Origin of the sequence: Streptomyces chisholmiae (genome assembly GCF_031845445.1) — a bacterium.
GTDB lineage: Bacteria > Actinomycetota > Actinomycetes > Streptomycetales > Streptomycetaceae > Streptomyces > Streptomyces chisholmiae.
Window position 1 is genome coordinate 283,599 of sequence record NZ_JAVREO010000005.1, and the last position, 23,033, is coordinate 306,631.

The window sequence follows — 23,033 nt, forward strand, 5'->3', positions numbered from 1 at the left end:
GCCGCCCATTGACAGCGGAACGCCTCGGTGAATACGTTCTGGTCAGCATTTCGAACGTATGACGATATACCGAACAGGTGGAGGTCTCAGCCCGTGCGCATCACCGGAATCAGCACGCATGTCGTGGGCACCCCGTGGCGCAATCTCACCTACGTCCAGGTGCACACCGACGAGGGACTGACCGGCGTCGGCGAGACCCGGATGCTCGGGCACACCGACGCGCTGCTCGGCTACCTGAAGGAGGCCGAGGCCAACCACATCGCCGGCTCCGACCCGTTCGCCGTCGAGGACCTGGTCCGCCGGATGAAGACCGGTGACTACGGGCGCGCCGGGGAGATCGTGATGTCCGGCATCGCCTGTGTGGAGATGGCCTGTTGGGACATCAAGGGGCAGGCGCTCGGGGTGCCGGTCTGGCAGCTGCTGGGGGGCCGGGCCAACGCCTCGGACAACCGGATCAAGGCGTACGCCAACGGCTGGTACACCGTGGAGCGCACTCCGGAGGCGTTCCACGCGGCGGCCAGGGCCGTGGTGGACCGCGGGTACCTGGCGCTCAAGCTGGACCCGTTCGGCACCGGCAGCTTCGAGCTGGACCACGCCGAGACGCTGCGTTCGCTCTCCCTGGTCGAGGCGGTGCGGGACGCCATCGGGCCGGAGCGGGAGCTGCTGCTGGAGATGCACGGCCGGTTCAGCCCGGCGACGGCGATCCGGCTGGCCAGGGAGCTGGAGCCGTTCCAGCCGTCCTGGCTGGAGGAGCCGGTGCCGCCGGAGAACCTCAAGGCGCTGAAGAAGGTCGCCGAGAAGACCACGCTGCCGATCGCCACCGGGGAGCGCGTCCACGACCGGATCGAGTTCCGCGAGCTGTTCGAGTCGCAGGCCGCCGACATCATCCAGCCGGACCTGGGCCACCTGGGTGGCATCAGCGAGATGCGCAAGCTGGCCGCCACCGCGGAGACCCACTACGTGCTGGTCGCGCCGCACAACGTGGGCGGCTCGGTGCTGACCGCGGCCAGCCTGCAACTGGCCGGCTGCACGCCGAACTTCAAGATCCTGGAGCACTTCAACGACTTCGCCGACGCGGAGATCAAGAAGGTCGTCAAGGGCGCGCCCGAGGTGGTGGACGGGTACTTCACCCTCTCCGAGGAGCCCGGCCTCGGCGTCTCGCTGGACACCGAGGCGGCGGCCGAGTTCCCGCAGCAGCAGGCCAGGTTCGACCTCTGGGCCGAGGGCTGGGAGAAGCGCGAGGGCAGCAAGGAGCGGACTCGATGAGCCGACCGGCGCGGCGGCTGGTCGTCGAGCGTCCCGGGGAGTTCCGGCTGGTCACCGGCGAGCGGCCGGAGCCGGGGCCGGGCGAGGCGCGGGTCGCGGTGCACGCGGCCGGGATCTGCGCCAGCGACCGGGAGCTGTTCGACGGCACCCGGCCGGCCGACTACGTCCGCTATCCGGTGGTGCCGGGCCACGAGTGGTCCGGCACCGTCGAGGCGGTCGGCGCCGGCGTGGACCCGGCGCTGCTCGGCCGGGGCACGGTGGCGGAGGGCTTCCGCGCCTGCCAGCGCTGTGACCGCTGCCGCGCCGGGGAGCAGACGTTGTGCACCGCCGGCTACGCGGAGACCGGCTTCACCGAGCCGGGCGCCTTCGCGGACCATCTGGTGGTGCCGGCGCGGCTGTTGCACCCGTTGGCGCCCGAGGTGGACCTGACCTCGGCGGCGTTGTTGGAGCCGGCCGCCGTGGTGGCCGCCGCCGTGCTGCGCGGCGCCCCCCGCGCGGCCGAGCGGATCGCGGTGCTGGGCTGCGGCACGTTGGGTCTGCTGGCGGTGCAACTGCTGTCCGCCTTCAGCCCGGTGGAGCTGCTGGCCGTCGATCCCCGGTCCAGGCCGCTGACGTTGGCGGCCGGGATGGGCGCGACCGCGGCCGTGACACCCGGGCAACTCGACTACGAAGCGGCCGGGTTCGACCTGGTCGTGGAGACCGCCGGGGCGCCGGGCACGGCGGCCGACGCCTGCCGGCTGGCCCGCCGGGGCGGTCGGGTGGTGCTGACCGGGGTGCCGGAGCCGGGCGCGCGGGGCCTGGACCCGGTGCTGCTGGTGGTCAACCAGCTGACGGTGGCCAACGTCTTCGGCGCGCCGCCGGCCGCCTGGTCCTACGCCGTGCACGCCTTCAACCACGGCCTGCTCCGCCCCGAGAAACTGATCTCGCACCAGCTTCCCCTGGAGTCGTTCGGGGAAGCGATGAGACTGGTCGGGAGCGGCGACCCGGGGGTGGGGAAGGTGCTGTTGCGGCCCTGACCCGGGGCCCGGCGGGGCCGGCGCCCCGCCCATCGTCCGAACCCTGATCGACATACCGAACGACCGCACGTCTGGAGCATCGTGTCTGACCCCGCCGCATCCTCCCGCCCCGGCGACGCCGCGCTGGCCTCGCTCGGCCTCACCCCGCCCGCCTCCCCACCCGCCGACTCCTCCCCGCACACCTTCCCCGACGGCGGCACCTGGCGCACCGAGATCCCCTCGGTCGAGGGTCCCGAGGCCCTGGCCACGGTGCTCGGCGAGGCGGCCCGGCTGGAGGTGCCGATCCACCGGATCAGCCAGGGCAGCGGCGTGTGGATGCTGACCGACGCCGAGATATCCGAGATGGTGGACGCCTGCGCCGCCGCCGGCACCGAGCTGTGCCTGTTCACCGGCCCCCGCGGCACCTGGGACATCGGCGCCGCCACCCGCACCCCGTCCGGCGGCGCCGGGTTGCGCGCCCGCGGCCAGCGCGCGGTCGCCGGCTGCGTCGAGGACGCCATCCGGGCCACCGAGTTGGGCGTCCGCTGCCTGCTGGTGGCCGACGAGGGCGTGCTGTGGCTGCTGCACCAGCTGCGCGAGCGGGGCACGTTGCCGGCCGACACCACGCTCAAGGTGTCGGCGCTGATCGGCCCGGTCAACCCGGTCTCGATCGGGGTGCACGAGCGGCTGGGCGCCGACTCGGTGAACATCCCGTCCGACCTGACCCTGGAGCACCTCAGCGAGATCCGCCGGGAGACCCGGGTGCCGCTGGACTTCTACCTGGAGGCCCCGGACGACCTGGGCGGCTACGTCCGGATGCACGAGATAGCCGAGCTGGTCCGGCGCGGCGCGCCGATCTACCTCAAGTTCGGCCTCAGCAAGGCCCCCGCGATCTACCCGTACGGCGCGCACCTGCGCGACGTCACCCTGGCCTCGGCCCGCGAGCGGGTCCGCCGCGGGCGGCTGGCCCTCGATCTGCTGGACCGGCTCGGGGCCGCCGAGGGCATGTCGCCGCTCGGCTCCCGACTGCCGGGCCAGCTGCGTCGCTTCCCCGGCGAGGCGACGCGGTAACAGGCCGTGGGTCACCGGCCAACTGCCTTCAGAACAGGGGCGGTTGAGCGTTCCGGTGGGCCCGGTCCCGGCACTTCCAACAGAACAGTTCATCCAGCATTCTCGTACGGCAACAACCGCACCACGGCACCAACAGCACAAGCGCAACGACAGCACAACTGAGTAGGCGTCACACCGTCGAAAGGAACTGATCGTCCATGTCTCGTGCCCACGCCGCGACCCGCACCCTCGCCGTCGCCGCCGCCCTCGCCCTGTCCCTGACCGCCTGTGGTCAGGACTCGGGCGGGGGCGGTGGTCGTGATGCCGATGCCGAAGGCGGCACCGTCGGCATCGCGATGCCCACCAGGTCGTCCGAGCGGTGGATAGCCGACGGCGACAACATGGTCGCGCTGTTCGAGGAGGCCGGCTACGAAACCGACCTCCAGTACGGCGAGAACCGGGTGGAGAACCAGATCGCCCAGATCGAGAACATGATCGCCAGAGGCCACGACCTGCTGGTGATCGCCGCCATCGACGGCACCTCGATGAGCAACGTCCTCCAGCAGGCCGCCGACGCCGACATCCCGGTGGTCTCCTACGACCGGCTGCTGCTCAACTCCGAACACGTCGACAGCTACGCGACGTTCGACAACCACCAGGTCGGCCAGCTCCAGGGCCAGTACATCGTGGACGCGCTCGACCTGGAGGGCCGGCCCGACGAGAGCTTCAACATCGAGCTGTTCGCCGGCTCCCCCGACGACAACAACACCCGCTACTTCTTCGAGGGCGCGCTCGGCGTCCTGGACCCCTACCTGGAGAGCGGCCAGCTCGTCGTGCGCAGCGGCCAGACCGAGCTGAACGCGGTCACCACCGAGCGCTGGGACGGCGGCACCGCGCAGAACCGGATGGACGACCTGCTGACCGCGCACTACCGGGGCGAGCCGCTGGACGCCGTGCTCTCCCCCTACGACGGGATCTCCATCGGCGTGCTCTCCGCGCTGCGCAGCGTGGGCTACGGCTCGGGGGACACCCCGTTTCCGGTGGTCACCGGGCAGGACGCCGAGTTGGCCTCGGTGAAGTCGATCATCGCGGGCGAGCAGACCCAGACCGTGTACAAGGACACCAGGGAACTGGCCCGGCTGGCGGTGGCGATGGGCGAGGCGCTGCTGGCCGGCGAGGAGCCCGAGACCAACGACACCGAGAGCTACGACAACGGGGTCAAGGTCGTCCCGGCCTTCCTGCTGGAGCCGGTCAGCGTGGACGCCGACAACTACCAGATCATGATCGACGAGGGCTACTACACCGAGGCCGACATCACCGGCTGACCCACGGGGAGGTGGGAACGAGGGAGAACTCCATGGCACAGCACGTGCTGGAGATGCGTGGCATCACCAAACTCTTCCCCGGCGTCCGGGCCCTGGACGGGGTGGACATCTCGGTACGCGCCGGTGAGGTGCACGCCGTCTGCGGCGAGAACGGCGCCGGCAAGTCCACCCTGATGAAGGTGCTCAGCGGGGTCCATCCACACGGCTCGTACGGCGGCGAGATCCGCTTCGAGGGCGAGCCGTGCGCCTTCCGGGACATCCGGGCCAGCGAACGGCGCGGCATCGTGATCATCCACCAGGAACTGGCGCTCATCCCGCAGCTGTCCATCGCGGAGAACATCTTCCTGGGCAACGAGCGGGCCAGCCGCGGGGTGATCAGCTGGTCGTCCACCCTGGTGGCCACCGAACAGCTGCTGCGGCGGGTCGGCCTCTCCGAGCGGCCCGGCACCCGGATCTCCGAACTGGGCGTCGGGAAGCAGCAGTTGGTGGAGATCGCCAAGGCGTTGGCGAAGCGGGTCAAGCTGCTGATCCTGGACGAGCCGACGGCCGCGCTGAACGACGAGGACAGCCGCAAGCTGCTGGAGCTGATCGGCGAACTCCGGGAGCAGGGCGTCTCCTGCATCCTGATCTCGCACAAGCTCAACGAGATCCGGCAGGTCGCCGACACGGTCACGGTGATCAGGGACGGCCGGTCCATCGAGACGCTGACCGTCCGGGAGCGGCCCGGCGAGCCGCCCCGGGTCTCCGAGGACCAGCTGATCGAGCGGATGGTCGGCCGGGAGCTGGACCAGTACTTCCCGGAGCGCACCCCGTACACCGGGGAGCGGGCCGGCCAGGTGGCGCTGACCGTGCGGGACTGGACGGTGCGGCACCCGGTGGACACCACCCGGGTGGTGGTCGACGCGGTCTCCTTCGAGGTGCGGCACGGCGAGATCCTGGGCATCGCGGGGCTGATGGGCGCCGGTCGCACCGAGTTGGCGATGAGCGTCTTCGGCCGTTCCTGGGGCCGGTACGAGCGGGGCACGGTGGAGCTGCACGGCCGGCCGGTCCCGACCCGGACGGTGCCCGAGGCGATGGCCCACGGCCTGGCCTACGTCACCGAGGACCGCAAGACCTACGGCCTGAACCTGATCGACGACATCAGCCGCAACATCTCGCTGGCCGCGCTGCCCCGGATGGCCAGCCGTGGCCTGGTGGACGGGCACGGCGAACGGCGGGTCGCCGAGCGGTTCCGCACCTCGATGAACATCAAGGCACCCACCGTCTTCGAACCGGTCGGCCGGCTCAGCGGCGGCAACCAGCAGAAGGTGGTGCTCAGCCAGTGGATCAACGCCGAGCCCCAGGTGCTGATCCTGGACGAGCCGACCCGGGGCATCGACGTGGGCGCCAAGGCGGAGATCTACGCCGTGATCGACCAGCTCGCGGCGCGGGGCAAGGCGGTGGTGGTGATCTCCTCCGAACTGTCCGAGCTGCTCGGGCTCTGCGACCGGATCGCAGCCATGGCCTTCGGCCGGCTGACCGGGGTGCTGGACCGGACCGAGGCCACCCAGGAGGCCCTGATGCGGCTGATGACCAGGACCGAGGTCCCCGGGGACCGGACCGAGACGGGAGAGGGATGAGATGAGCCAGGCCACTCTCGACAAGGGCGCCGGCGACCGGCGCGACCCGGAGGGCTCGGGACCGGGCACGGTGCGGTCGCTGGCGGCGCAGGCGTTGACCGCGCTGCGCAACAACATGCGGCAGTACGGCATGGTGATCGCCCTGGTGCTGCTGCTGGGGCTGTTCCAGGTCTGGAGCGAGGGCGACATGCTGTTGCCCCGCAATGTCACCAATATCCTTCTTCAGAACAGTTACATCCTGATCCTGGCCATCGGCATGATGATCGTGATCATCAACGGCCATATCGACCTGTCCGTGGGCTCGTTGGCCGCCTTCACCGGGGCCGCGGCGGCCGTGATGATGGTCGACCACGACGTGCCCTGGCAGCTGGCGCTCCTGGTGTCGCTGCTGATCGGCGCCGCGGTCGGCGCCTGGCAGGGGTTCTGGATCGCCTATGTCGGCATCCCGTCCTTCATCGTGACCCTGGCCGGGATGCTGCTGTTCCGGGGCGCGACCCAGATCCTGCTGGACGGGCAGTCGGTGGCGCCGTTCCCCGAGGGCTTCCAGGAACTCAGCCAGGGCTTCCTGCCCGAGGTCGGCCCGGACACCAACTACCACAACCTGACGCTGCTGTTGGGCGTCGCAGTGTGCGCGGTCGCGCTCTTCCAGGAGTGGCGGGCGCGGCAGCAGGCCAGCGCGTTCGAGTTGCAGGTGCTGCCGTACCGGATGTTCCTGCTCAAGTGCGCCGCCATCGTCGCCGCGGTGCTGGCGTTCACCCTGACCCTGGCCAGCTACCGGGGCGTGCCGGTGGTGCTGCTGATCCTGGGTGGCCTGCTGGTGGCACTGGGCTTCGTGATGCGGAACGCGGTGGTCGGCCGGCACATCTACGCGCTGGGAGGCAACCGCGCGGCGGCCCGGCTCTCCGGCGTCAAGGACCAGCGGATCACGATGCTGGTCTTCGTCAACATGGGCGTGCTGGCCGCACTGGCCGGCTGTGTCTACGCCTCCCGGCTGAACGCCGGCACCCCGGGCGCCGGCAACCTCTTCGAACTGGAGGCGATCGCGGCCGCGTTCATCGGCGGCGCCTCGATGAGCGGCGGGGTCGGCACCGTGCTGGGCGCGGTGATCGGCGGCCTGGTGCTCGGCGTGCTCAACAACGGGATGTCGCTGGTCGGCATCAGTCAGGACTGGCAACAGGTGATCAAGGGCCTGGTGCTGCTGGCCGCCGTCGGCTTCGACGTGTGGAACAAGCGCCGGGCGCGCTCCTAGGGCGGCCCACGACCATCCCGAACCCCGATACATGATGCTATGAGCACACTTGATCTTTCAGAAGGAGCCAATCCCCGATGACCACCTCAAGACGAGCCGTGATCGCCTCGGCGGCGGCCGGACTGACCGTCGCCGGCGTCGGTTCGGCGGCGGCCGGCGGCCGGGACGGGGCGGCGCCCCGGCCCGAACCCTTCGGGCAGCTGCCGGACGGCACCGAGATCCAGCGGTGGACCCTGGCCGCCGGCGGCCTCCGACTCGGCGTGCTGAGCCTCGGCGGGGTCGTACAGACCCTTGAGGTGCCGGACCGGGACGGTGAGCCGCTCAACGTCTCGCTCGGCTTCGGCGAGCTCGACCCCTACCTGAACGACTCCCCCTACCTGGGCGCGCTGATCGGCCGGTTCGGCAACCGGATAGCCGGGGGCCGGTTCACCCTCGACGGCACCGAGTACCAGGTGCCGGTGAACGACGGCCCCAACAGCCTGCACGGCGGCACCGAGGGCTTCGACAAGCGGGTCTGGGACGTCACCCCCCACGGCAGGTCGGGGCTGACCCTCACCTACACCAGCGCCGACGGCGAGATGGGCTACCCAGGCGCGCTGACCGTGCGGGTCGACTACACGCTCACCGACGAGGCGGAGTTCCGCATCGACTACACGGCGACCACGGACGCGCCCACCGTGGTCAACCTGACCAACCACACCTACTTCAACCTGGCGGGCGAGGGCAACGGCGGCGTCTACGACCACAAGCTGAGCCTGGCCGCCGGCCGCTACACGCCGGTCGACGAGACCCTGATCCCCACCGGCGAGCTGGCCGAGGTCGGCGGCACCCCGTTCGACTTCCGGCGCGGCAAGACCGTCGGCGAGGACATCAGGGAGAGCCACCAGCAGATCCGCTACGGCCAGGGCTTCGACCACAACTACGTGCTGGACAAGGGCAGCACCCGCCGGCCCGAGCGGTTCGCGACGGTGTACGAGCGGGGCTCGGGCCGGCTGATGACGGTGTCCACGACCGAGCCGGGCGTGCAGTTCTACAGCGGGAACTTCCTGGACGGCTCGCTGGTCGGCACCTCCGGGCGCGCCTACCGGCAGGGCGACGGGCTGTGCCTGGAGACCCAGCACTTCCCGGACTCGCCCAACCAGCCGGACTTCCCGTCCACCGTGCTCCGCCCGGGCGAGACCTACCGCTCCACCACGGTCTACGCCTTCGGCACCCGCTGAGCGGCGCCCGCTCCGGACGTGCCTGGGCCCGTGACCCCGCCGGTCACGGGCCGAGGCACGTCCGGGGCCCGCGCGTTCGGGGCCCGCGCGTTCGGGGCGGGGCGCGTTCGGGGCACCGCGCGTTCGGGGCACCGGTCAGCAGGCGGAACGGAGGCGGGCCGCGGGCTCAGCTGGCCGGGGCGCCGGTCGCCAGCGCCGGCTGGGCCACCGAGAGCACCATCTCCCGCAGCCGCTCGGTGTAGCGCCGCATGCTCGCCCCGGCCGCCTCGGTGTCCGGGAACCGGGTGGCGAACTGGAGCCCCTCGTGCACCCTGTTCAGCCAGACGCAGACCTGGTCGCCATAGGAGACCCGGACCAGCCCGTAGGCCCGCAGCTCCGCCCAGTGCTCGGCGAGCGGCACCGCCCGCCCGTCCACGTAGGAGACGAAGGAGCACGGGTCGGGCGAGGGCGCCGTGAACTCCTCGCCCAGCAGCCCGAGCGCGCGGGCGATCGGCATCCCGGCCAGCGGCCGGTTCGCCCGCAGCGCGGACCGCACCATCTCCAACGCCTCGTCGAACCCGGCGGCCCGGCCCACCGGGACCTCGATCGGCGCGCCGCCCACGTACCAGCCGACCGAGTCGGACCAGCGGGACTTCACCCGGGTGTGGAACGGCACCACCGTGCGGTAGACCTCGTGCCCACCCAGCTCCCGGACGATCAGCGCCGTCGCCGCCAACACCCCGACCAGGGTGCCGCCGTACGGCCGGCAGTGCGCCTCGAAGGCGGCCGCCGCCGGGTCGTCCACCAGCATCTCCCGCTCGAACCGCTGGACCGGCAGCGGCCCTTCGGGATCGACGCCCAGCTCCACGGGGAACGGGGGCAGCACCCCGCCGCAGCGGGCGATGAACTCCCGCCAGCGGGCCACGATCGCGTGGCCGTCGTCCATCGCGTCGGCCGCGCCCCGCTCGCTGGCGCAGAAGTCGATGTAGCTGCCCACCAACGGCATCGCGGGGACCTCACCGCGCAGTTCGGCCGCGTACAGCTCGTGGATCTCGGCGGGGATGCGGTGGATCGAGTGCGCGTCCACGTTGCTGTGGTCGAACGCCAGGTAGAGGCTGGCGCCGTCCGGCCGCAGCACCGCGGTGTAGAGGAAGTTGGGCCAGCTCAGCGCGTCAGCCGCGGCGTCGAAGCGGTCCTGGAGGTAGCGGACCAGCGTCGCCGGCTCGGCGAAGTGCCCCACCTCGGTCCGGCTCAGCGACACGGACTCGGCGGGCAGCGTGAACCGCCGCACCTCGTCGCCGACCCAACGGAAGCCGCTGCGCAGCGTCTCGTGCCGCAGGGTCCAGGCGTGCAGCGCCCGGCCCAGGGCGTCCAGGTCGATCCGCCCGGGCAGGTCGAAGGCGGTGCCCAGCCAGTTGGGCGCGCACAGGCCGGTGGCCCGGATCGTACGGGCCGTCCTGAGGTGGAACTCCTGCACGTAGGCCGGTGGTCGGGAGTCCTCCGGCGCGGTGCTCGCGGCCGCGACGGCCGGCGCGGGCAGCGACCACTCCACGAGGTGCCCGGGGCGCAGCTCGCAACGCTGGATGTCGGTCATTCGCACGGGGGTTCTCCGATCACACGCCACGGGGACAACGGATGGCGCGGGTGGGGGGCGGACGGGGGCGGATGGTCGGGACGCGGCGCGAGGGGGGCCAACCGCGTCCCGGGCGGCCGCCGTCACCGGGCCGCCACCGGGCCGGACACGTGGGGCATGGACCGGTGGCACACCAGGACCAACGCGCCGGGCGGCGCCCGGTCACGCTTCGCGGCCAACGCGGCGCCGGCTGCGCCCTGTTCGGCCCTGTTCAGTCCTCTTCCGGCCTATCCGGATGCTTTTTGGCCGAGACGCTGACGTTTTTTGCTCATTTCGGGACCGGTTCCCGCGTCCCGGGCGGGCTGCCGCCCGGGACGCCCCCTCACTGTCAGTGGTGGCCGCCATCATGGGCTCATGAGCAACGCACCCGTCGGTCCACCCGAGCCGTCCACCCCGCCGCGGTCGCGAGAAGCGGCCGCACCACCCCGGCCGACCGAGCCGTCGTCAGGGCCGGTCGACGACCGCGTCTGGCGGCTGCGCCGCCGGGACGACGGCGAGGAGTTGGCCCGGCTGGTGGTGACGGGCGGGGACATGCCCTGGCTGCACGCCCGGGTCGAGGCGCTGCCCGGCCTGGCGGAGTTCGAGCCGCTCTTCGCCGAGCAGGAGCGGGCCCTCGAGGCGGAGGACTGGGAGGCGGACGACGCCTGTTACCAGCGGATCCGCGCCGCGCTCACCCTGACCTTCCCGGACGGGCGGCCGGTCCCCGAGTTCCTGCTGCATCTGCACGGCGACGGCACGGCCGGCTGGCGCTGGCACCACGAGCCGTTCCCGGAGCCCGACCGGTGAGCGCCGGCGCCGCCCGGCGGCCGGCGGCCTCAGGGCAGCAGTTCGAGGCCGATCGACGGATAGAGCGCGCGCAGCGGCTCCGGGGTCGCGGTGATCACCGGCCACCGGCGGGCCGCGGCCAGATAGGCCACATGCCCCGGCGTGGTGGCCGACGGCCGGTGCGCGGAGCGCAGGATGCCGGAGCCGACGGCGTGCGCCTCGTCCAGCGGGGCGAAGGCCACCAGCGGGAACCGCAGGATCGCGGTCAGCGCGTCCCGGCCGTGCGGGTGCAGGTCGGCGGCGGCGTCCGCGACGCAGCTGGCGGGCGCCAGCAGCGGGATGACATGCCGGTGCGCGGTGCTCAGCAGCGCCCGCATGTGCGGGGCGCCCCGGGCGGCGGCGAGCAGCGCCGTGGTGTCCAGGATCCGGCCGCCTATCGCGGGGGCGGCGCCGGCGGGCGCCTCGGGGTCCGTCACGCGGCGCCGCGTTCCACGCCCGTGGTCCGCTCCTCGGCGGCGTCCAGACCGAGGACCCGGTCCGCCCAGGCGTGGTGCTCCGCGTCGAGCGGCTGGTCGCCGAAGAGCCGCCGCAGCGTCTCGTCCACCTCGGCGGTGGCCTCCTCGCGGCGCAGCAGCTCCTGGATATGGCCGGAGACGCTGGGGATTCGGCCGGCCGCCTCGGCGGCCTTGAGCCGCATCAGCTGGTCCTCGGGCAGCGAGATCGCCGTCTTCCGCATGGTCATACCTTAGTAGTACCACGCGGGGCCGGGCGAGGCCAGCGCCGGCCGGGACCGGATTGCGGGCCCGGCCGGGAGCCGGTCTAGTGGAAGGGCGGGGAGGCTGTCGGGCCAGGGAGCGAGGGATGACACAGCGGACCGCAGCGGACGCCGCGTTGGCCACCGAGACCGAGCGGCTGCGCCGCCGCGACCTGCGGCTGGCGGCCACCGAGGCCGCCGTCGAGCGGCTGACCGAGGACCCGGGCCGCCGCCGGGAGCTGACCGCCGAGATCGACGAGCTGCTCGCCGGGCACGATCCGCGCCCGGGCGACACGGTGCTGGTCGACACCAGGGACGGCCGCCTCGACTGCCGGCTCCGCCGGGAGGCGGACGCCTCGGCCGAGGCCGCCGCCGAGGCGGAGGGCATGCCGCCGCCCGGCTGACCGCCCGGCCCGGGCGGCCCCCCGGGCCGGGCGGTCAGTGCTCGCCGCCGCAGCAGGGGTGCGGGTCGGGGATCTCGAAGGGGATGAAGCCGGTGCGGGCCGGGGTGAGGCGCAGCAGCAGGGTGTCGTCCCGACGTTCGGGGCGCAGGTGGTCGTGGGTCTCGACCAGCGCGTCCGGCGCGGCGGTGGCGCCGCCGAGCACCCGCACCGCCTCGATCGCCGTGCGGGAGAGCAGTTCGGCCACGGTGAGCAGGGCGGGCAGGTCGGCCTGGCCGGGGAAGAGGACGACCCGCCCGCCGTCCGGCGCCGCGGCCAGCGCGGTGGCCGCGTCCGCCGCCCACGCGGCCGGCCCGCGCGGCGCCGCGCCCGGCGCGGCCAGCGCCGCCTCGGGCGCCGCCTTGGCCAGCCGGCGGGCCACCGCCCCGGCGGTGTCGGCGTCCGGCAGCCCGAGGCTGAGCCCGAGCCGGCCGTCGCCCACCCGGTGGCTCTGCCCCAGCGCCTCGGCCGGCAGCGGCAGTTCGGTTGCCAGCCGGTGCAGCAGCCGGTCGGCCGCCGCGTTGCTGGTGTGCCCGGCGGCCAGGCCCAGCCAGTGCGTGGGGCGCGCCGCCCCGGCGGACGAGGACGCGGCGGTGGACAAGGTGGTTGCGGAGGAGACGCGCGGCACGGGAACCGTCCAGGGGTGCGGCGACCGGCGGCGCCCCGCGCCCCGGTCGGTGGAACGAGCGGGCCCCAGCGTGGCGGCGCGAGGCTGACACCGCGCGAACCGGGGGTGAACGGGCGGCCGGCCCCCGGCTGAACTCCCCGCGCCACGGCCTGCCGACCGGCCGCCAAACGGCTCGACGGGGGCCGCCGCCACGGGGTGGAATACCCGCATGAGCAGCGAGGCGCACCCGGACTCCGGGCTGACCGAAAGCGTGTGGAGCGACGCCGACTTCGCGACGATGGGCTGGCACGACGTCACGGTGCACGCGTTCTGCCTCCAGCCGGGTCTCGACGAGAACCCCATGCCACGGCTGCTGCTGGACCTCGACTACCTGCTGCGCTGGGTGCGTCCGGTGCCGCCGGAGCGCAACTTCAGCTTCTGGATCGCCCCCGCCACGCTGGTCTTCGAGGACTGCCACAGCCTGGTGGGCGACCTGGACTTCCGGGGCACGCTCCCCCGCCTGGAGCTCTCCGGGCTGACGCGCGAGCCGCCGGAGAGCGAGGACCGCGACCCCGAGTGGTGCCTGGTCGGCCACGACTTCGAACTGACCTTCCACGCCGCGGGCTTCCGCCAGTACGTCCGGCGCGCCCCGGTCCTCGCCCGCCGCTCGACCCTCACGCCCGTCGAGCGCGGCGGCGTCTCGTTCGCCGAGACCCCGTTCGACTGAGGCCGGCCGAGCGGCCCCGGGGGCGCCGGCACGCGGCACACCCCGGGGCCGTCCGGCCGCCCCAACCCGGACCACTCCAACCGGACCGCTCCAACCCGGACCGCTCCAGCCCATACCACACAACTCGGACCCGGCCGGGTTCAGAACGGAGTCAGGCCAGGCCGGGTCTGGTCAGATCAGCCCCCCGTGCGGGCCGGCTCAGGTCGGGATGACCCAGATGGGGTTGGCGTAGAACCACAGGTCCTCCCACGGGTCGGCGTCGCCGACCACGTCCAGGGCCGGGCCCGCCGGGTCGACCTGGGCGCCGTTGAGGCCGGTCTGCACCCGCTTGCCGTCGGTGCCGCGGAGCCGGACGTAGCCGGGCTCGGAGACCCGGCCCAGGTCGTAGGTGAAGGAGACGGTGCCGCTGGTCTCGTTCACCTCCCAGGACCTGACCACCCGGGCGTCGGGGGTCTGGAAGGCGTCCCGGTCGGTGACCTCGCCGGTGACCGCGCCGCGGATCACGTCGACCCGGGCCAGCCGGGGCACGAAGTTGGCCCAGTTCGGGAGGGCGGCCAGGGCGATCTCGATCCTCAGCTCGACCTTGGTGCCGCGCCGCACGGTCAGCGTGTCGCCGAGGGTGACCGAGCGGTTGCCGCCGCGCAGTTGGACGTCGAGGCCGGCGATCAGCCCACCGTGATCCACCCAGATCCGGCCGGCCCGGATGCCGTCCATCACCGCGGCGTAGGAGAAGCCCTGCGCCCCGACGTGGGTGCGGCTGTACTGGCCGGGCCAGAAGTCCCCGGCGCCCAGGTTGAGGCCGGCGCCGGCGTAGACCGGGTCGCCGTGGAAGCCGTTGCCGTTGAAGTCGGAGCCGTCGGGGCGCCGGGAGGTGTCGGCGTAGTTGACGTGTGAGTCGGAGTTGGCGGTGATCCACCAGGGCTTGCCCTCGGCGAGCAGGCTGTCCCACAGGCCGCCCACGGTGGCGGTCATCCAGTCGAAGCCGCCCCAGGTGCGGTAGCTCTCCGCCGGGTAGCCGGGGAAGGAGTCGGCGCCCGGGCTGCCGCCGTAGTAGCCGCGCGCGTCACCGGAGCCGTGCGGGCTGGGGATGCCGGCGGCCTGGTGGCCGGGGGCGCCCTCGAAGCCGACGGCGATCCGGGGCTGGGCGTCCCGCCAGGCGCGGATCTCGTGCGGGGAGTCGACGCCCTTCCGGGACGGGTGGTTGGCCAGCATCAGCGCGTCCCGCACCTTGCGGCGGCGGACCTGCTCGGCGAGGAAGTCCAGGCCCGAGATGGCGAGCGCCTCGTTGGTCGGGGTGTTGCCGGTGGCGTTGTTGACGCCGCCGTCGTAGTCCCGCTCGAACTGCTTGAGCACGCTGACCTCGTCCCGTCCCGGGTGGACGAAGACGGTGCCGTGCTCGGCGGCCGGGATGTTCCACTCCAGGCCCTGGAAGACGAGGGCGTTCTCGTAGGTCTCGCGGGCGGCGCGGATCTCGGGGTTGACCTTCTCGACGCCGATCCGGCTGTGGTTCTCGTTGCCGTGGTCGGTGATGACCATCCAGTCCAGGCCGAACCGGGAGCCGTTGCGGACCTGGTCGTCGACCCGGTACATGCCGTCGGGGCTGAACTGGGTGTGGATGTGGTGGTCGCCGGCGAGCCAACGCAGCCGGCGCGAGCCGTTGTTGCCGTTGTTGCCGCCGCCGCGGCCGACCTGGCTGGCGGCGGCCGGGGTGCCGGTGGCGCCGGTGACCAGGCCGGCTCCGGCGATGCCGGCACCGAGCAGGCCGGCGGAGCGGAGCATCCCGCGCCGGGAGAGCTGGCTCGGGCTGAGTTCCTCGTCCGGCACGTTCAGGTCGAGGGCCTCGGGCAGCGCGCCCTGCTCCGTGGCGCCGTGCTGGTGGTCGTGGTCGTGTCCGTGGTGGTGGTGCCCGTGATGGTGCCCGTGGCCCATGTTCTGCTCCCGGCGGTTCGTTCGGTGCTCAACGTCGGCACTCTCGAACCGCCGCATGAACGACGGATGAGCGGAAACCGTCAGCGACACACCGTCCGATGGGCGACTTTCGGACAGGTGAGCGAACAGCGGGACGCCCCGCCGCCGCCCGGACCGGTTGGTCGCCGGGCGGCGGCGGGGCGGCCGGGCCCGGTCAGCCGAGCCGGATCAGGTTCCAGGAGAGCGGCTCCAGGGTGGCCCTGAGGGTGCCGTCGACCAGCGTGGTGCCCGCGCCGGCGTGCGGGGTGACCCGGTCCGGCTGGTCCGCGGTGTTGCGGGCGTCGGGGTCGGCGTCGGCCAGCACCGAGTGCTCCACCACCTCGGTGAGGTCGAGGCCGGCCAGCGCGACCTCCAGGGGCAGCGCCTGGTCCTGGCTGCGGTTGACGGCGAAGACGCTGACCGCGCCGGTCTCCTCGTCGCGCACCGCGGTGGCGTGCAGCAGGTCGACCGTGCCGAACCGCTTGGTCTCGTGGGTCGGGCTCTGCGGGCGGACGTCGAGGACCGTGCCCCGGCCGTACTTCGAGGCCTGGGCGAAGGGGTAGAAGATGGTCTGCCGCCAGGCCGGGCCGTCGGGCACGGTGGCGATCGGGGCGATGACGTTGACCAGCTGGGCCTGGCAGGCGACCTTGACCCGGTCGGCGTGCCGGAGCAGCGCGATCAGCAGCGAGCCGACCACCACGGCGTCGGTCACCGAGTAGTTGTCCTCCAGCAGGCGGGGCGCCTCGGCCCAGTCCGCGCCGCGGCCCTCGTCGCTGAGGGTGGGACCGCTGCCGTCCTGGTACCAGACGTTCCACTCGTCGAAGGAGAGGTTGATCCGCTTCTTGGACTTCAGCCGGGCGCCCACGTGGTCGCAGGTGGCGACGACGTTCTCGATGAACGACTCGGTGTCGACGGCGGAGGCCAGGAAGGAGTCGCGGTCCCCGTCGGTCGGGTAGTAGTAGGCGTGCAGCGAGATGTGGTCGACCAGGTCGTAGGAGTGTTCCAGGACGGTCGACTCCCAGGCGGCGAAGGTCGCCATGCCCTGGCTGGAGCTGCCGCAGGCGACCAGTTCGACGTCGGGGTCGATCTGCCGCATGGCGCGGGCGGTCTCGGCGGCCAGCCGGCCGTACTCCTCGGCCGTCTTGTGGCCGGTCTGCCAGGGGCCGTCCATCTCGTTGCCCAGGCACCACAGCCGGATGTCGAACGGGGCGGCGTCCCCGTGCTCGGCGCGCAGGTCGGAGAGGGCGGTGCCGCCCGGGTGGTTGGCGTACTCCTGGAGCTCGATGGCCTCGGCGACGCCGCGGGTGCCGAGGTTGACCGCCATCATCGGGGTGCCGCCCACCTTGCGGACGAAGTCGATGAACTCGCTGAGCCCGAACTGGTTGCTCTCGGTGGACTTCCAGGCCAGGTCGAGGCGGCGCGGCCGGTCCTCCCTGGGACCGACCGAGTCCTCCCACTTGTAGCCGGAGACGAAGTTGCCGCCCGGGTAGCGGATGGCGGTGACCCCCAACTCCCGGACCAGGTCCAGGACGTCGGTGCGCAGCCCGGCCTCGTCCGCGCTCGCGTGGCCCGGCTCGTAGATGCCCTGGTAGACGCAGCGGCCCAGGTGTTCGACGAAAGAACCGAAGATCCGCCCGTCCACCGGGGAGACGGCGAAGGCGGGGTCGAGGGTGAAGCGGGCGGTGTGCTCAGCACTCATGCGGGTCCCTGCTTGCTCACGGGGTCACGGGTCACGGGGTCCAACCGCAGCCGTTCGGTATTTCGTACTGCGATCGCAACTTCGAACAAAATCTATGGTCGGAACGATCCCCCGTCAACGGGGTGCAGGGGATCGTTCCGACCGTTCGGGGCCGTTCGCGACGGCCGCGGCCGGTCACTGGCCGGCGATGCCGGTGTGCGCCACGCCGCGCACGATCTGCCGCTGGAAGAAGACGAACACGATCAGCAGCGGCAGCGCCGCCAGCAGCGCGCCGGCCATCAACTGCGCCCAGCGGACGCCGAACGAGGACTGCACGGTGGCCAACCCCACCGGCAGCGTGGCCAGGTCCGGGTCGGTGGTCACCAGGTAGGGCCACATGAAGTTGTTCCACGAGCTGATGAAGGTGAAGATCGCCACCGCGGCGAGCACCGGCCGGGAGAGCGGCAGCACGATCTGGCCGAAGATCCGCCACCGCCCGGCGCCGTCGATCCGGGCCGCCTCCTCCAACTCCCGGGGCACGCCCTGGAAGAACTTGTAGAGGATGAAGACCATCGCCGGCGCCGAGACCTGCGGCAGGATCACCCCCCAGTAGGTGTCCACCAGGCCCATGGTCCGCACGTTGGCGAAGAGCGGCGCCGTGATCACCGTGCCGGGCACCATGATCCCGGCCATGGTCAGCCCGAACAGCAGCCGCCGGCAGCGGAACTCGGTACGGGCGAAGCCGTAGGCGGCCAACGCCGAGACGGTCAGCGTCAACACGGTCACCCCGCTGGACACGATCACCGAGTTGACCAGCCACTTGGGGATGTTGCCCTCGCCCAGCACGCTCCGGTAGGCGTCCAGGTTCATGTTGGACTGGAGCCAGCGCAGCGGCAGCTTCTGGGTGTCCCCCTCGGGCTTGAGCGAGGTGGCCAACGCCCAGCCGAACGGCACCAGCCACAGCCCGGCCAGCAGCGCGCCGATCGAGGTCAGCGTGAGCTGCCCGGCGTTGCGCCGCAGCCACACGCCGAACGGGCGGCGGCCGGGCCGGGCGGGACGACCGGGACGACCGGCCGGCGGGGAGGGCGGCGGGGACGACAGGCTCTGCGCACTCATCGGACGTTCTCCTCACGGTTTCTGACCAGCCAGAGCCGCGCCAGGGTCACCACGACGACCAGCAGGAAGACGAGGTAGGAGATGGCCGAGGCGTAGCCGATCCGGTAGCCGGTGAAGCCCTGCTGGATGATGTACTGCACCACCGGCCGGGTCTCGTTGTTCGGCCCGCCCTCGTTGATCAGGAAGATCTGGTCGAAGACCTGGAGCGAGGCGAGGATCTGCAACACCACGATCAGGCCGGTGATCTGACGCACCATCGGCACCGTGATGTGCCACATCCGCTGGAGCGGCCCGGCGCCGTCCAGGGCGGCGGCCTCGTAGAGGTGGCCGGGGATGGACTGGAGCGCGGCGAGGTAGAGCAGGAAGCTGAACCCGACCGTCCACCACAGGGTGGCGAGCACCATGGAGAACATCGCCCAGTCGCCGTCGAGCAGCCACGGCACCCGGTGGTTGATGGTGTGGTTGAGCAGCCCGAAGTCCGGCTCGTACAGCCAGCGCCACAGCTCGGCCAGCACCGCGGACGGCAGCAGGAACGGCGCGAAGAACGCCAGCCGCCAGAACCACTTGCCGTGCCGGATGTTGTGCGCCAGCAACGCCAGTCCGAACGCGAAGAGCACGATCAGCGGGGTGATCATGGCGGTGAACCGCAGGGTGTTGCCCAGCGCGTCCCACATCTCGCCGTCGTCCAGCGCCTCGCGGTAGTTGTCCAGGCCGATGAACTCGGTGTTGATGCCGGCCAGGTTGGTCTCGTTCAGGCTGTACCAGAGCCCGGAGACCAGCGGCCAGACCAGGAACAGCGCGTAGACCACCAGGAACGGCGCCACGAACCAGCCGCCGTGCTGGAGTGCCCGGCCCAGCCTGGCCCGCGGCCCCCGGTCCTCGGGGGCCGCTCCCCTCACCTCGTCGACTGTGGTCACGCGGCACTCTCCTCGCCGAAGGGGTTGCGGGTGTCGAGCAGCCGCCGCAGCGCCGACCGGATGCCGGCCACCCCCTCCGCCGGGCTGACCGTGCCCATGGCGGCGGCCGACAGGTGGTGGCCCACCTCGTTCTGGCCGCGCGACGAGGTGCCGAAGAACCACGCCGGCGGGTCGAAGGCGGCCATCTCCATGGCCGTGCGGTACTCGGCCTGCGGCTCCATCTCCAGGTAGGCCGGGTCCGCCAGCACCGGGAGGTAGGCCGGCACATGGCTGGCCCGGGCCCAGTCCAGGCTGTGCCGGGAGAGCCAGGCGACCAGCTGGTGCGCGACCTCGTTGGCACCGCCGCCCCGGCCGCGCTGGTGCGGCAGCACCAGGCAGTGCGCCTCCGCCTGGGTGGCCGGGACGCCGAACAGGTTGGGGTAGGGCATCGCGCCGAAGTCCAGCCCGGCGTGCTGGAAGTCCACGGTCAGCCAGTTGCCGAAGAGCACGAAGCCGCCGCCGTTGACGAAGTACCCGACGAGGTCCTGGCCGGGGATCGCGTACTCCTCGGCGACCAGCCGGGCCATCAGCGCCAGCACCTCCTCGGCCCGGTCGTCGTCCAGCGCGATCTCGGTGCCGTCGGCGGACAGGATCTCGCCGCCGGTCTGGGTGTACAGGCCGAGGAAGGTCCACCAGCACTCGCCGGCCATCAGCGCGTTCCAGCCCAGCGGCGACTGGCCGATCACCCCGCGCACCTCGTCCAGCGCGGCCAGGAAGGCGTCCACGCCGGCCAGTTCGACCAACCGGCCCCGCTCGTCGAGGAGTCCGGCGCTCTCGCAGGCCGGCCGGTTGTAGTAACAGAGCGAGGGGTGGATGTCGAGCGGCAGCCCGTAGAGCCGGCCGTCGACGGTGGCCCGGTCCCACAGCCGGGTGTTGAAGTCCTCCCGGCGCACCCCGTGGGCGGCCAGCAGGTCGGTGTCGAACGCGTCGAGCAGCCGGCCGGGCGCGAAGCCGCCGAGCCGGCCGAGGTGCAGCACGCCGACCTCCGGCGCCCGGCCGCCGGCGCCGGCCATGGCGAGCTTGGTGTAGTAGCGGTCGCCCCACGCCAGGGTGGTGTCCTCGACCTCGATGCCCGGGTGGGCGGCGCGGAAGTCGTCCAGCATGCCCCGCATGTTGGCGCCGTCGCCGCCGCTGAAGAGGTTCCAGAACCGGATCCGGTGGTCGCCGCCGGCCAGCGCCGCCGGCGACCCGCACGCGGCCAGCGGCCCGAGCGCCGCCAGTGCCCCGAAACCGGCGGCGCCACGCAGCAGTTGACGTCTGCTCGGCCGGACGGGCGTCGAGGAGTCAGGGGCCATTCCACACCTCTCGTTCGACATACCGAATGGAGATCGATAATTCGAACGCGAAGGTAGGAGGGCGGGCAGCACTCGGTCAACAGTTCTGACAGAACCGGGCGGATTCGCTCGCCCGCGAAAAACGGCCGAACCGGCCGATCCCGAAGGGAATCGACCGGTTCGGCCCGAGGTCCACGCGTGCCCGACCGGCGCCCGGCCGGCCCCGGCTCAACCGTCCAACCGCACCAGCATCTTGCCGATGTTGCCGCCCCGCATCAGGTCCAGGAACGCGTCCACCGCGTGGTCGATCCCGTCCACCACGGTCTCCCGGCTCACCAGCCGCCCGTCCCGCAGCCAGCCGGCCGCCTCCCGCAGGAACTCCGGGCGCAGCCCCCAGTGGTCCCCCACCAGGAAGCCCTCGATGCGCAGCCGCTTGCCGATCACCACGCCCAGGTTGCGCGGCGCCGCGGGCGGCTCGGTCGCGTTGTAGGCGGAGATCATGCCGCAGACCGCCACCCGGCCGTGGGTGTTCAACACGTCCAACGCGGCCTCCAGGTGGTCGCCGCCGACGTTGTCGAAGTAGACGTCGATCCCGTCCGGCGCGGCCTGCGCCAGCTGCTCGCCGATGGGCGCCGCCTTGTAGTCCAGGCCGACGTCGAAGCCGTACACCTCGGTGAGCGTCCTGGCCTTCTCCGGCCCACCCGCGCTGCCGATCACCCGGCTGGCGCCCAGCAGCCGCGCCAGCTGCCCGGCCGGGCCGCCCACCGCGCCGGCCGCGCCCGACACGAAGACCACGTCGCCCTCGCGCACCCGGGCGACCGCCTTCAACCCGGCGTAGGCGGTCAGCCCCGTCATCCCCAGCACCCCGAGGTAGGCGCTCACCGGCACCTCCCCTCCGGCGGGCACCGCGACCGCGTCATCGGCGCGCAGCACGGCGAACTCCCGCCACCCCAGCCGGTGGGTCACCACATCGCCCACGGCGAACCCGGGCGCCCGGGAGGCCAGCACCTCGCCCAGCGCGTCCCCGGTCATCGGCTCGTCCAGGCCGAACGGCGGCACGTACGACTTGGTGTCGTTCATCCGCCCCCGCATGTACGGGTCCACGGAGAGGTAGCGGTTGCGCACCAGGATCTCGCCCTCGGCCGGCTCCCTGACCGGCACGGCGCGCAGCGCGAAGTCGGCCACCGCCGGCCAGCCGGACGGCCGGGCGACCAGGTGCCACTCGCGGCTGGTGGTGGGCAGGGTCATGGGTTCGCCTCCTGGAGACTCGGGGTCGGCACGCTCGCACACCCGTGAGCGGGCCATCCCCCGGGCAACACGAAGCGCCCCCACACCATTCCACCCACCCCGCGACCGGGGCCCCAACGCCACGGGGAGCAGGGCCAGTTGGGGGAACCGGACGCCCGCCCCGCCGGATGTTCCGCGCCTGGGGCGGCATCCGCGGGGCACGGGCGGGACCGGCCGCGACAGGACCGGCCCGGGCTCCTGCCGGCCGCTCCTACCGGCCGGCGAACGGCGGCTGCGCCACCCCGCGCCCCAGCCCCGGCAGCACCAGCAGCGACCCGGCCAGCGGCTCGGCCCCCGGGTCGGTCCCGACCCGGGCCGTGCTCACATACAGGTCGGTCAGCCCCGGCCCGCCGAAGGCGCACGCGGTGGTCCGACTCGCCGGCAGCTCCACGGTCCGGTCCAGCACCCCGTCGGGCGTGAACCGGCGCACCGCGCCCCCGTCCCAGAACGCCACCCACAGGCAGCCGTCCGCGTCCACCGTCATCCCGTCCGGGAAGCCGGCCAGCCCGCCGGTGTCCACCAGCGTCCGCCGGTCGGCGACCCCGCCGTCCTCGGTCACCCGGAAGGCGTCCACCCGCCGGGTCGGGGTGTCGACGTAGTAGAGCGTGCCGCCGTCCGGGCTCCAGCCCAGGCCGTTGCTGACGGTCGCCTCGGGCAGCACCACCTCGACCTCGCCCGCCGGCGTCAGCCGGACCAGGTTCCCGCCGCCGGCCCGCTCGTCGTAGCGCATGCTGCCGGCCCACAGCGCGCCGTCCGGCGCCACCGCCGCGTCGTTGCCGCGCCGCCCCGGCACCACCTCGCGGTGCAGCCAGCGGAACCCGCCGTCCGGGCCGTACCGGCCGATCCCGTCCCGCAGGTTGACCACCAGGCCGCCGTCCGCGGTCGGCTTGACCGCGCCCACGTGCTGCTCGGTCGGCAGCACCACCCGCCGGCCGCTGGCCGGGTCGAAGCTGTGCACCCGGGCGCCCAGGATGTCCACCCAGAGCAGCCGCTCGGCCACCGGGTCCCAGGTCGGCCCCTCACCCAGCTCGGCGCGGGCCCGTACCGCGATCTCCCAGCCGTGTCCCACCATGTCCCCTCTCTCGTTCCCCTTCCCCCACTTCCCCGACTTCCCCCGCTCTCCGCCCGCCCGGGCCGCGCTCCCCC

Annotated in this window: 22 protein-coding genes; 10 read left to right on the forward strand and 12 right to left on the reverse strand. The window is 72.8% G+C overall.

Annotation, left to right across the window (positions count from 1 at the left end; genetic code table 11):
• Nucleotides 1–93: 93 nt before the first annotated feature.
• The 7 genes from RM844_RS10880 to RM844_RS10910 all read left to right on the forward strand — a co-directional run bounded on the left by RM844_RS10880 (nt 94) and on the right by RM844_RS10910 (nt 8,724).
• Nucleotides 94–1,266 carry a mandelate racemase/muconate lactonizing enzyme family protein gene (locus tag RM844_RS10880; RefSeq protein WP_311666836.1) on the forward strand — a complete coding sequence of 391 codons (1,173 nt, stop codon included), beginning with the start codon at nt 94–96 and terminating at the stop codon, nt 1,264–1,266.
• Complete coding sequence (locus RM844_RS10885) at nt 1,263–2,282, forward strand: zinc-dependent alcohol dehydrogenase (RefSeq protein WP_311666837.1); 1,020 nt, start codon at nt 1,263–1,265, stop codon at nt 2,280–2,282. Before RM844_RS10880 ends, RM844_RS10885 begins: the two co-directional genes overlap by 4 nt.
• An 81-nt stretch (nt 2,283–2,363) precedes the next feature.
• Nucleotides 2,364–3,332: a hypothetical protein gene (locus RM844_RS10890; RefSeq protein ID WP_311666838.1), complete on the forward strand. Its 969-nt coding sequence runs from the start codon at nt 2,364–2,366 to the stop codon at nt 3,330–3,332.
• Nucleotides 3,333–3,529: 197 nt separating this feature from the next.
• A complete protein-coding gene (gene chvE / locus RM844_RS10895) occupies nt 3,530–4,636 on the forward strand; it encodes a multiple monosaccharide ABC transporter substrate-binding protein (protein WP_311666839.1) in 1,107 nt (368 codons plus the stop codon).
• Between the two features lie 32 nt (nt 4,637–4,668).
• Nucleotides 4,669–6,255 (forward strand): ATP-binding cassette domain-containing protein, encoded by a 1,587-nt coding sequence (locus tag RM844_RS10900; protein ID WP_311666840.1) that lies wholly within the window; start codon nt 4,669–4,671, stop codon nt 6,253–6,255.
• 1 nt (nt 6,256) lies between these two features.
• Nucleotides 6,257–7,504 carry a multiple monosaccharide ABC transporter permease gene (mmsB, locus tag RM844_RS10905; RefSeq protein ID WP_311666841.1) on the forward strand — a complete coding sequence of 416 codons (1,248 nt, stop codon included), beginning with the start codon at nt 6,257–6,259 and terminating at the stop codon, nt 7,502–7,504.
• A 77-nt stretch (nt 7,505–7,581) separates the two neighbouring features.
• A complete protein-coding gene (locus tag RM844_RS10910; RefSeq protein WP_311666842.1) occupies nt 7,582–8,724 on the forward strand; it encodes an aldose epimerase family protein in 1,143 nt (380 codons plus the stop codon).
• Nucleotides 8,725–8,890: 166 nt separating this feature from the next.
• Here the strand turns inward: RM844_RS10910 and RM844_RS10915 are convergent, their stop codons facing one another.
• A complete protein-coding gene (locus tag RM844_RS10915; RefSeq protein ID WP_311666843.1) occupies nt 8,891–10,297 on the reverse strand; it encodes a condensation domain-containing protein in 1,407 nt (468 codons plus the stop codon).
• Nucleotides 10,298–10,419: 122 nt separating this feature from the next.
• Complete coding sequence (locus RM844_RS33535) at nt 10,420–10,551, reverse strand: DUF3008 family protein (protein ID WP_394814485.1); 132 nt, start codon at nt 10,549–10,551, stop codon at nt 10,420–10,422.
• 139 nt (nt 10,552–10,690) lie between these two features.
• Here RM844_RS33535 and RM844_RS10920 point away from each other — a divergent pair, with 139 nt between their 5' ends.
• Nucleotides 10,691–11,122 carry a hypothetical protein gene (locus RM844_RS10920; RefSeq protein ID WP_311666844.1) on the forward strand — a complete coding sequence of 144 codons (432 nt, stop codon included), beginning with the start codon at nt 10,691–10,693 and terminating at the stop codon, nt 11,120–11,122.
• Between the two features lie 29 nt (nt 11,123–11,151).
• On the opposite strand, the gene RM844_RS10925 is transcribed toward RM844_RS10920, so the two are convergent.
• The gene (locus tag RM844_RS10925) at nt 11,152–11,577 is read right to left on the reverse strand and encodes a PIN domain-containing protein (RefSeq protein ID WP_311666845.1); all 426 of its coding nucleotides are present in this window, start codon (nt 11,575–11,577) and stop codon (nt 11,152–11,154) included.
• Nucleotides 11,574–11,837, reverse strand: a complete 264-nt coding sequence (locus tag RM844_RS10930) for a hypothetical protein (protein WP_311666846.1) — start codon at nt 11,835–11,837, stop codon at nt 11,574–11,576. Before RM844_RS10930 ends, RM844_RS10925 begins: the two co-directional genes overlap by 4 nt.
• A 125-nt stretch (nt 11,838–11,962) precedes the next feature.
• On the opposite strand from RM844_RS10930, the gene RM844_RS10935 reads away from it, so the two are divergent.
• Nucleotides 11,963–12,259 (forward strand): hypothetical protein, encoded by a 297-nt coding sequence (locus tag RM844_RS10935; protein WP_311666847.1) that lies wholly within the window; start codon nt 11,963–11,965, stop codon nt 12,257–12,259.
• Nucleotides 12,260–12,293: 34 nt separating this feature from the next.
• Here the strand turns inward: RM844_RS10935 and RM844_RS10940 are convergent, their stop codons facing one another.
• The gene (locus RM844_RS10940; protein ID WP_311666848.1) at nt 12,294–12,896 is read right to left on the reverse strand and encodes a hypothetical protein; all 603 of its coding nucleotides are present in this window, start codon (nt 12,894–12,896) and stop codon (nt 12,294–12,296) included.
• A gap of 235 nt (nt 12,897–13,131) precedes the next feature.
• Between RM844_RS10940 and RM844_RS10945 the strand changes: the two genes are divergently transcribed.
• Nucleotides 13,132–13,629 (forward strand): hypothetical protein, encoded by a 498-nt coding sequence (locus RM844_RS10945; RefSeq protein WP_311666849.1) that lies wholly within the window; start codon nt 13,132–13,134, stop codon nt 13,627–13,629.
• Between the two features lie 198 nt (nt 13,630–13,827).
• Here RM844_RS10945 and RM844_RS10950 read toward each other — a convergent pair whose 3' ends face one another.
• The 7 genes from RM844_RS10950 to RM844_RS10980 form a co-directional block, all read right to left on the reverse strand.
• Nucleotides 13,828–15,558 (reverse strand): PHP domain-containing protein, encoded by a 1,731-nt coding sequence (locus tag RM844_RS10950; protein WP_311666850.1) that lies wholly within the window; start codon nt 15,556–15,558, stop codon nt 13,828–13,830.
• A 193-nt stretch (nt 15,559–15,751) separates the two neighbouring features.
• A complete protein-coding gene (gene arfA / locus RM844_RS10955; protein ID WP_311666851.1) occupies nt 15,752–17,275 on the reverse strand; it encodes an arabinosylfuranosidase ArfA in 1,524 nt (507 codons plus the stop codon).
• 174 nt (nt 17,276–17,449) lie between these two features.
• Nucleotides 17,450–18,370, reverse strand: coding sequence for a carbohydrate ABC transporter permease (locus tag RM844_RS10960; RefSeq protein WP_311666852.1), 921 nt, complete (start codon nt 18,368–18,370; stop codon nt 17,450–17,452).
• Nucleotides 18,367–19,287: a carbohydrate ABC transporter permease gene (locus RM844_RS10965; protein WP_311666853.1), complete on the reverse strand. Its 921-nt coding sequence runs from the start codon at nt 19,285–19,287 to the stop codon at nt 18,367–18,369. The genes RM844_RS10960 and RM844_RS10965 overlap by 4 nt, the downstream gene beginning before the upstream one ends.
• Nucleotides 19,284–20,621, reverse strand: coding sequence for an extracellular solute-binding protein (locus tag RM844_RS10970; RefSeq protein WP_311666854.1), 1,338 nt, complete (start codon nt 20,619–20,621; stop codon nt 19,284–19,286). The genes RM844_RS10965 and RM844_RS10970 overlap by 4 nt, the downstream gene beginning before the upstream one ends.
• Before the next feature lie 207 nt (nt 20,622–20,828).
• The gene (locus RM844_RS10975; RefSeq protein WP_311666855.1) at nt 20,829–21,848 is read right to left on the reverse strand and encodes an NADP-dependent oxidoreductase; all 1,020 of its coding nucleotides are present in this window, start codon (nt 21,846–21,848) and stop codon (nt 20,829–20,831) included.
• 250 nt (nt 21,849–22,098) lie between these two features.
• Nucleotides 22,099–22,959, reverse strand: a complete 861-nt coding sequence (locus RM844_RS10980; protein ID WP_311666856.1) for an SMP-30/gluconolactonase/LRE family protein — start codon at nt 22,957–22,959, stop codon at nt 22,099–22,101.
• Nucleotides 22,960–23,033 lie beyond the last annotated feature (74 nt).

What these genes read in the sequence shown, in the direction of transcription:
- RM844_RS10885 (WP_311666837.1), top strand. Translation starts at nt 1,263, where the DNA reads ATGAGCCGACCGGCGCGGCGGCTGGTCGTCGAGCGTCCCGGGGAGTTC.
- chvE (WP_311666839.1), top strand. Translation starts at nt 3,530, where the DNA reads ATGTCTCGTGCCCACGCCGCGACCCGCACCCTCGCCGTCGCCGCCGCC.
- RM844_RS10900 (WP_311666840.1), top strand. Translation starts at nt 4,669, where the DNA reads ATGGCACAGCACGTGCTGGAGATGCGTGGCATCACCAAACTCTTCCCC.
- mmsB (WP_311666841.1), top strand. Translation starts at nt 6,257, where the DNA reads ATGAGCCAGGCCACTCTCGACAAGGGCGCCGGCGACCGGCGCGACCCG.
- RM844_RS10910 (WP_311666842.1), top strand. Translation starts at nt 7,582, where the DNA reads ATGACCACCTCAAGACGAGCCGTGATCGCCTCGGCGGCGGCCGGACTG.
- RM844_RS10915 (WP_311666843.1), bottom strand. Translation starts at nt 10,297, where the DNA reads ATGACCGACATCCAGCGTTGCGAGCTGCGCCCCGGGCACCTCGTGGAG.
- RM844_RS10920 (WP_311666844.1), top strand. Translation starts at nt 10,691, where the DNA reads ATGAGCAACGCACCCGTCGGTCCACCCGAGCCGTCCACCCCGCCGCGG.
- RM844_RS10930 (WP_311666846.1), bottom strand. Translation starts at nt 11,837, where the DNA reads ATGCGGAAGACGGCGATCTCGCTGCCCGAGGACCAGCTGATGCGGCTC.
- RM844_RS10935 (WP_311666847.1), top strand. Translation starts at nt 11,963, where the DNA reads ATGACACAGCGGACCGCAGCGGACGCCGCGTTGGCCACCGAGACCGAG.
- RM844_RS10945 (WP_311666849.1), top strand. Translation starts at nt 13,132, where the DNA reads ATGAGCAGCGAGGCGCACCCGGACTCCGGGCTGACCGAAAGCGTGTGG.
- RM844_RS10950 (WP_311666850.1), bottom strand. Translation starts at nt 15,558, where the DNA reads ATGGGCCACGGGCACCATCACGGGCACCACCACCACGGACACGACCAC.
- arfA (WP_311666851.1), bottom strand. Translation starts at nt 17,275, where the DNA reads ATGAGTGCTGAGCACACCGCCCGCTTCACCCTCGACCCCGCCTTCGCC.
- RM844_RS10960 (WP_311666852.1), bottom strand. Translation starts at nt 18,370, where the DNA reads ATGAGTGCGCAGAGCCTGTCGTCCCCGCCGCCCTCCCCGCCGGCCGGT.
- RM844_RS10970 (WP_311666854.1), bottom strand. Translation starts at nt 20,621, where the DNA reads ATGGCCCCTGACTCCTCGACGCCCGTCCGGCCGAGCAGACGTCAACTG.
- RM844_RS10975 (WP_311666855.1), bottom strand. Translation starts at nt 21,848, where the DNA reads ATGACCCTGCCCACCACCAGCCGCGAGTGGCACCTGGTCGCCCGGCCG.
- RM844_RS10980 (WP_311666856.1), bottom strand. Translation starts at nt 22,959, where the DNA reads ATGGTGGGACACGGCTGGGAGATCGCGGTACGGGCCCGCGCCGAGCTG.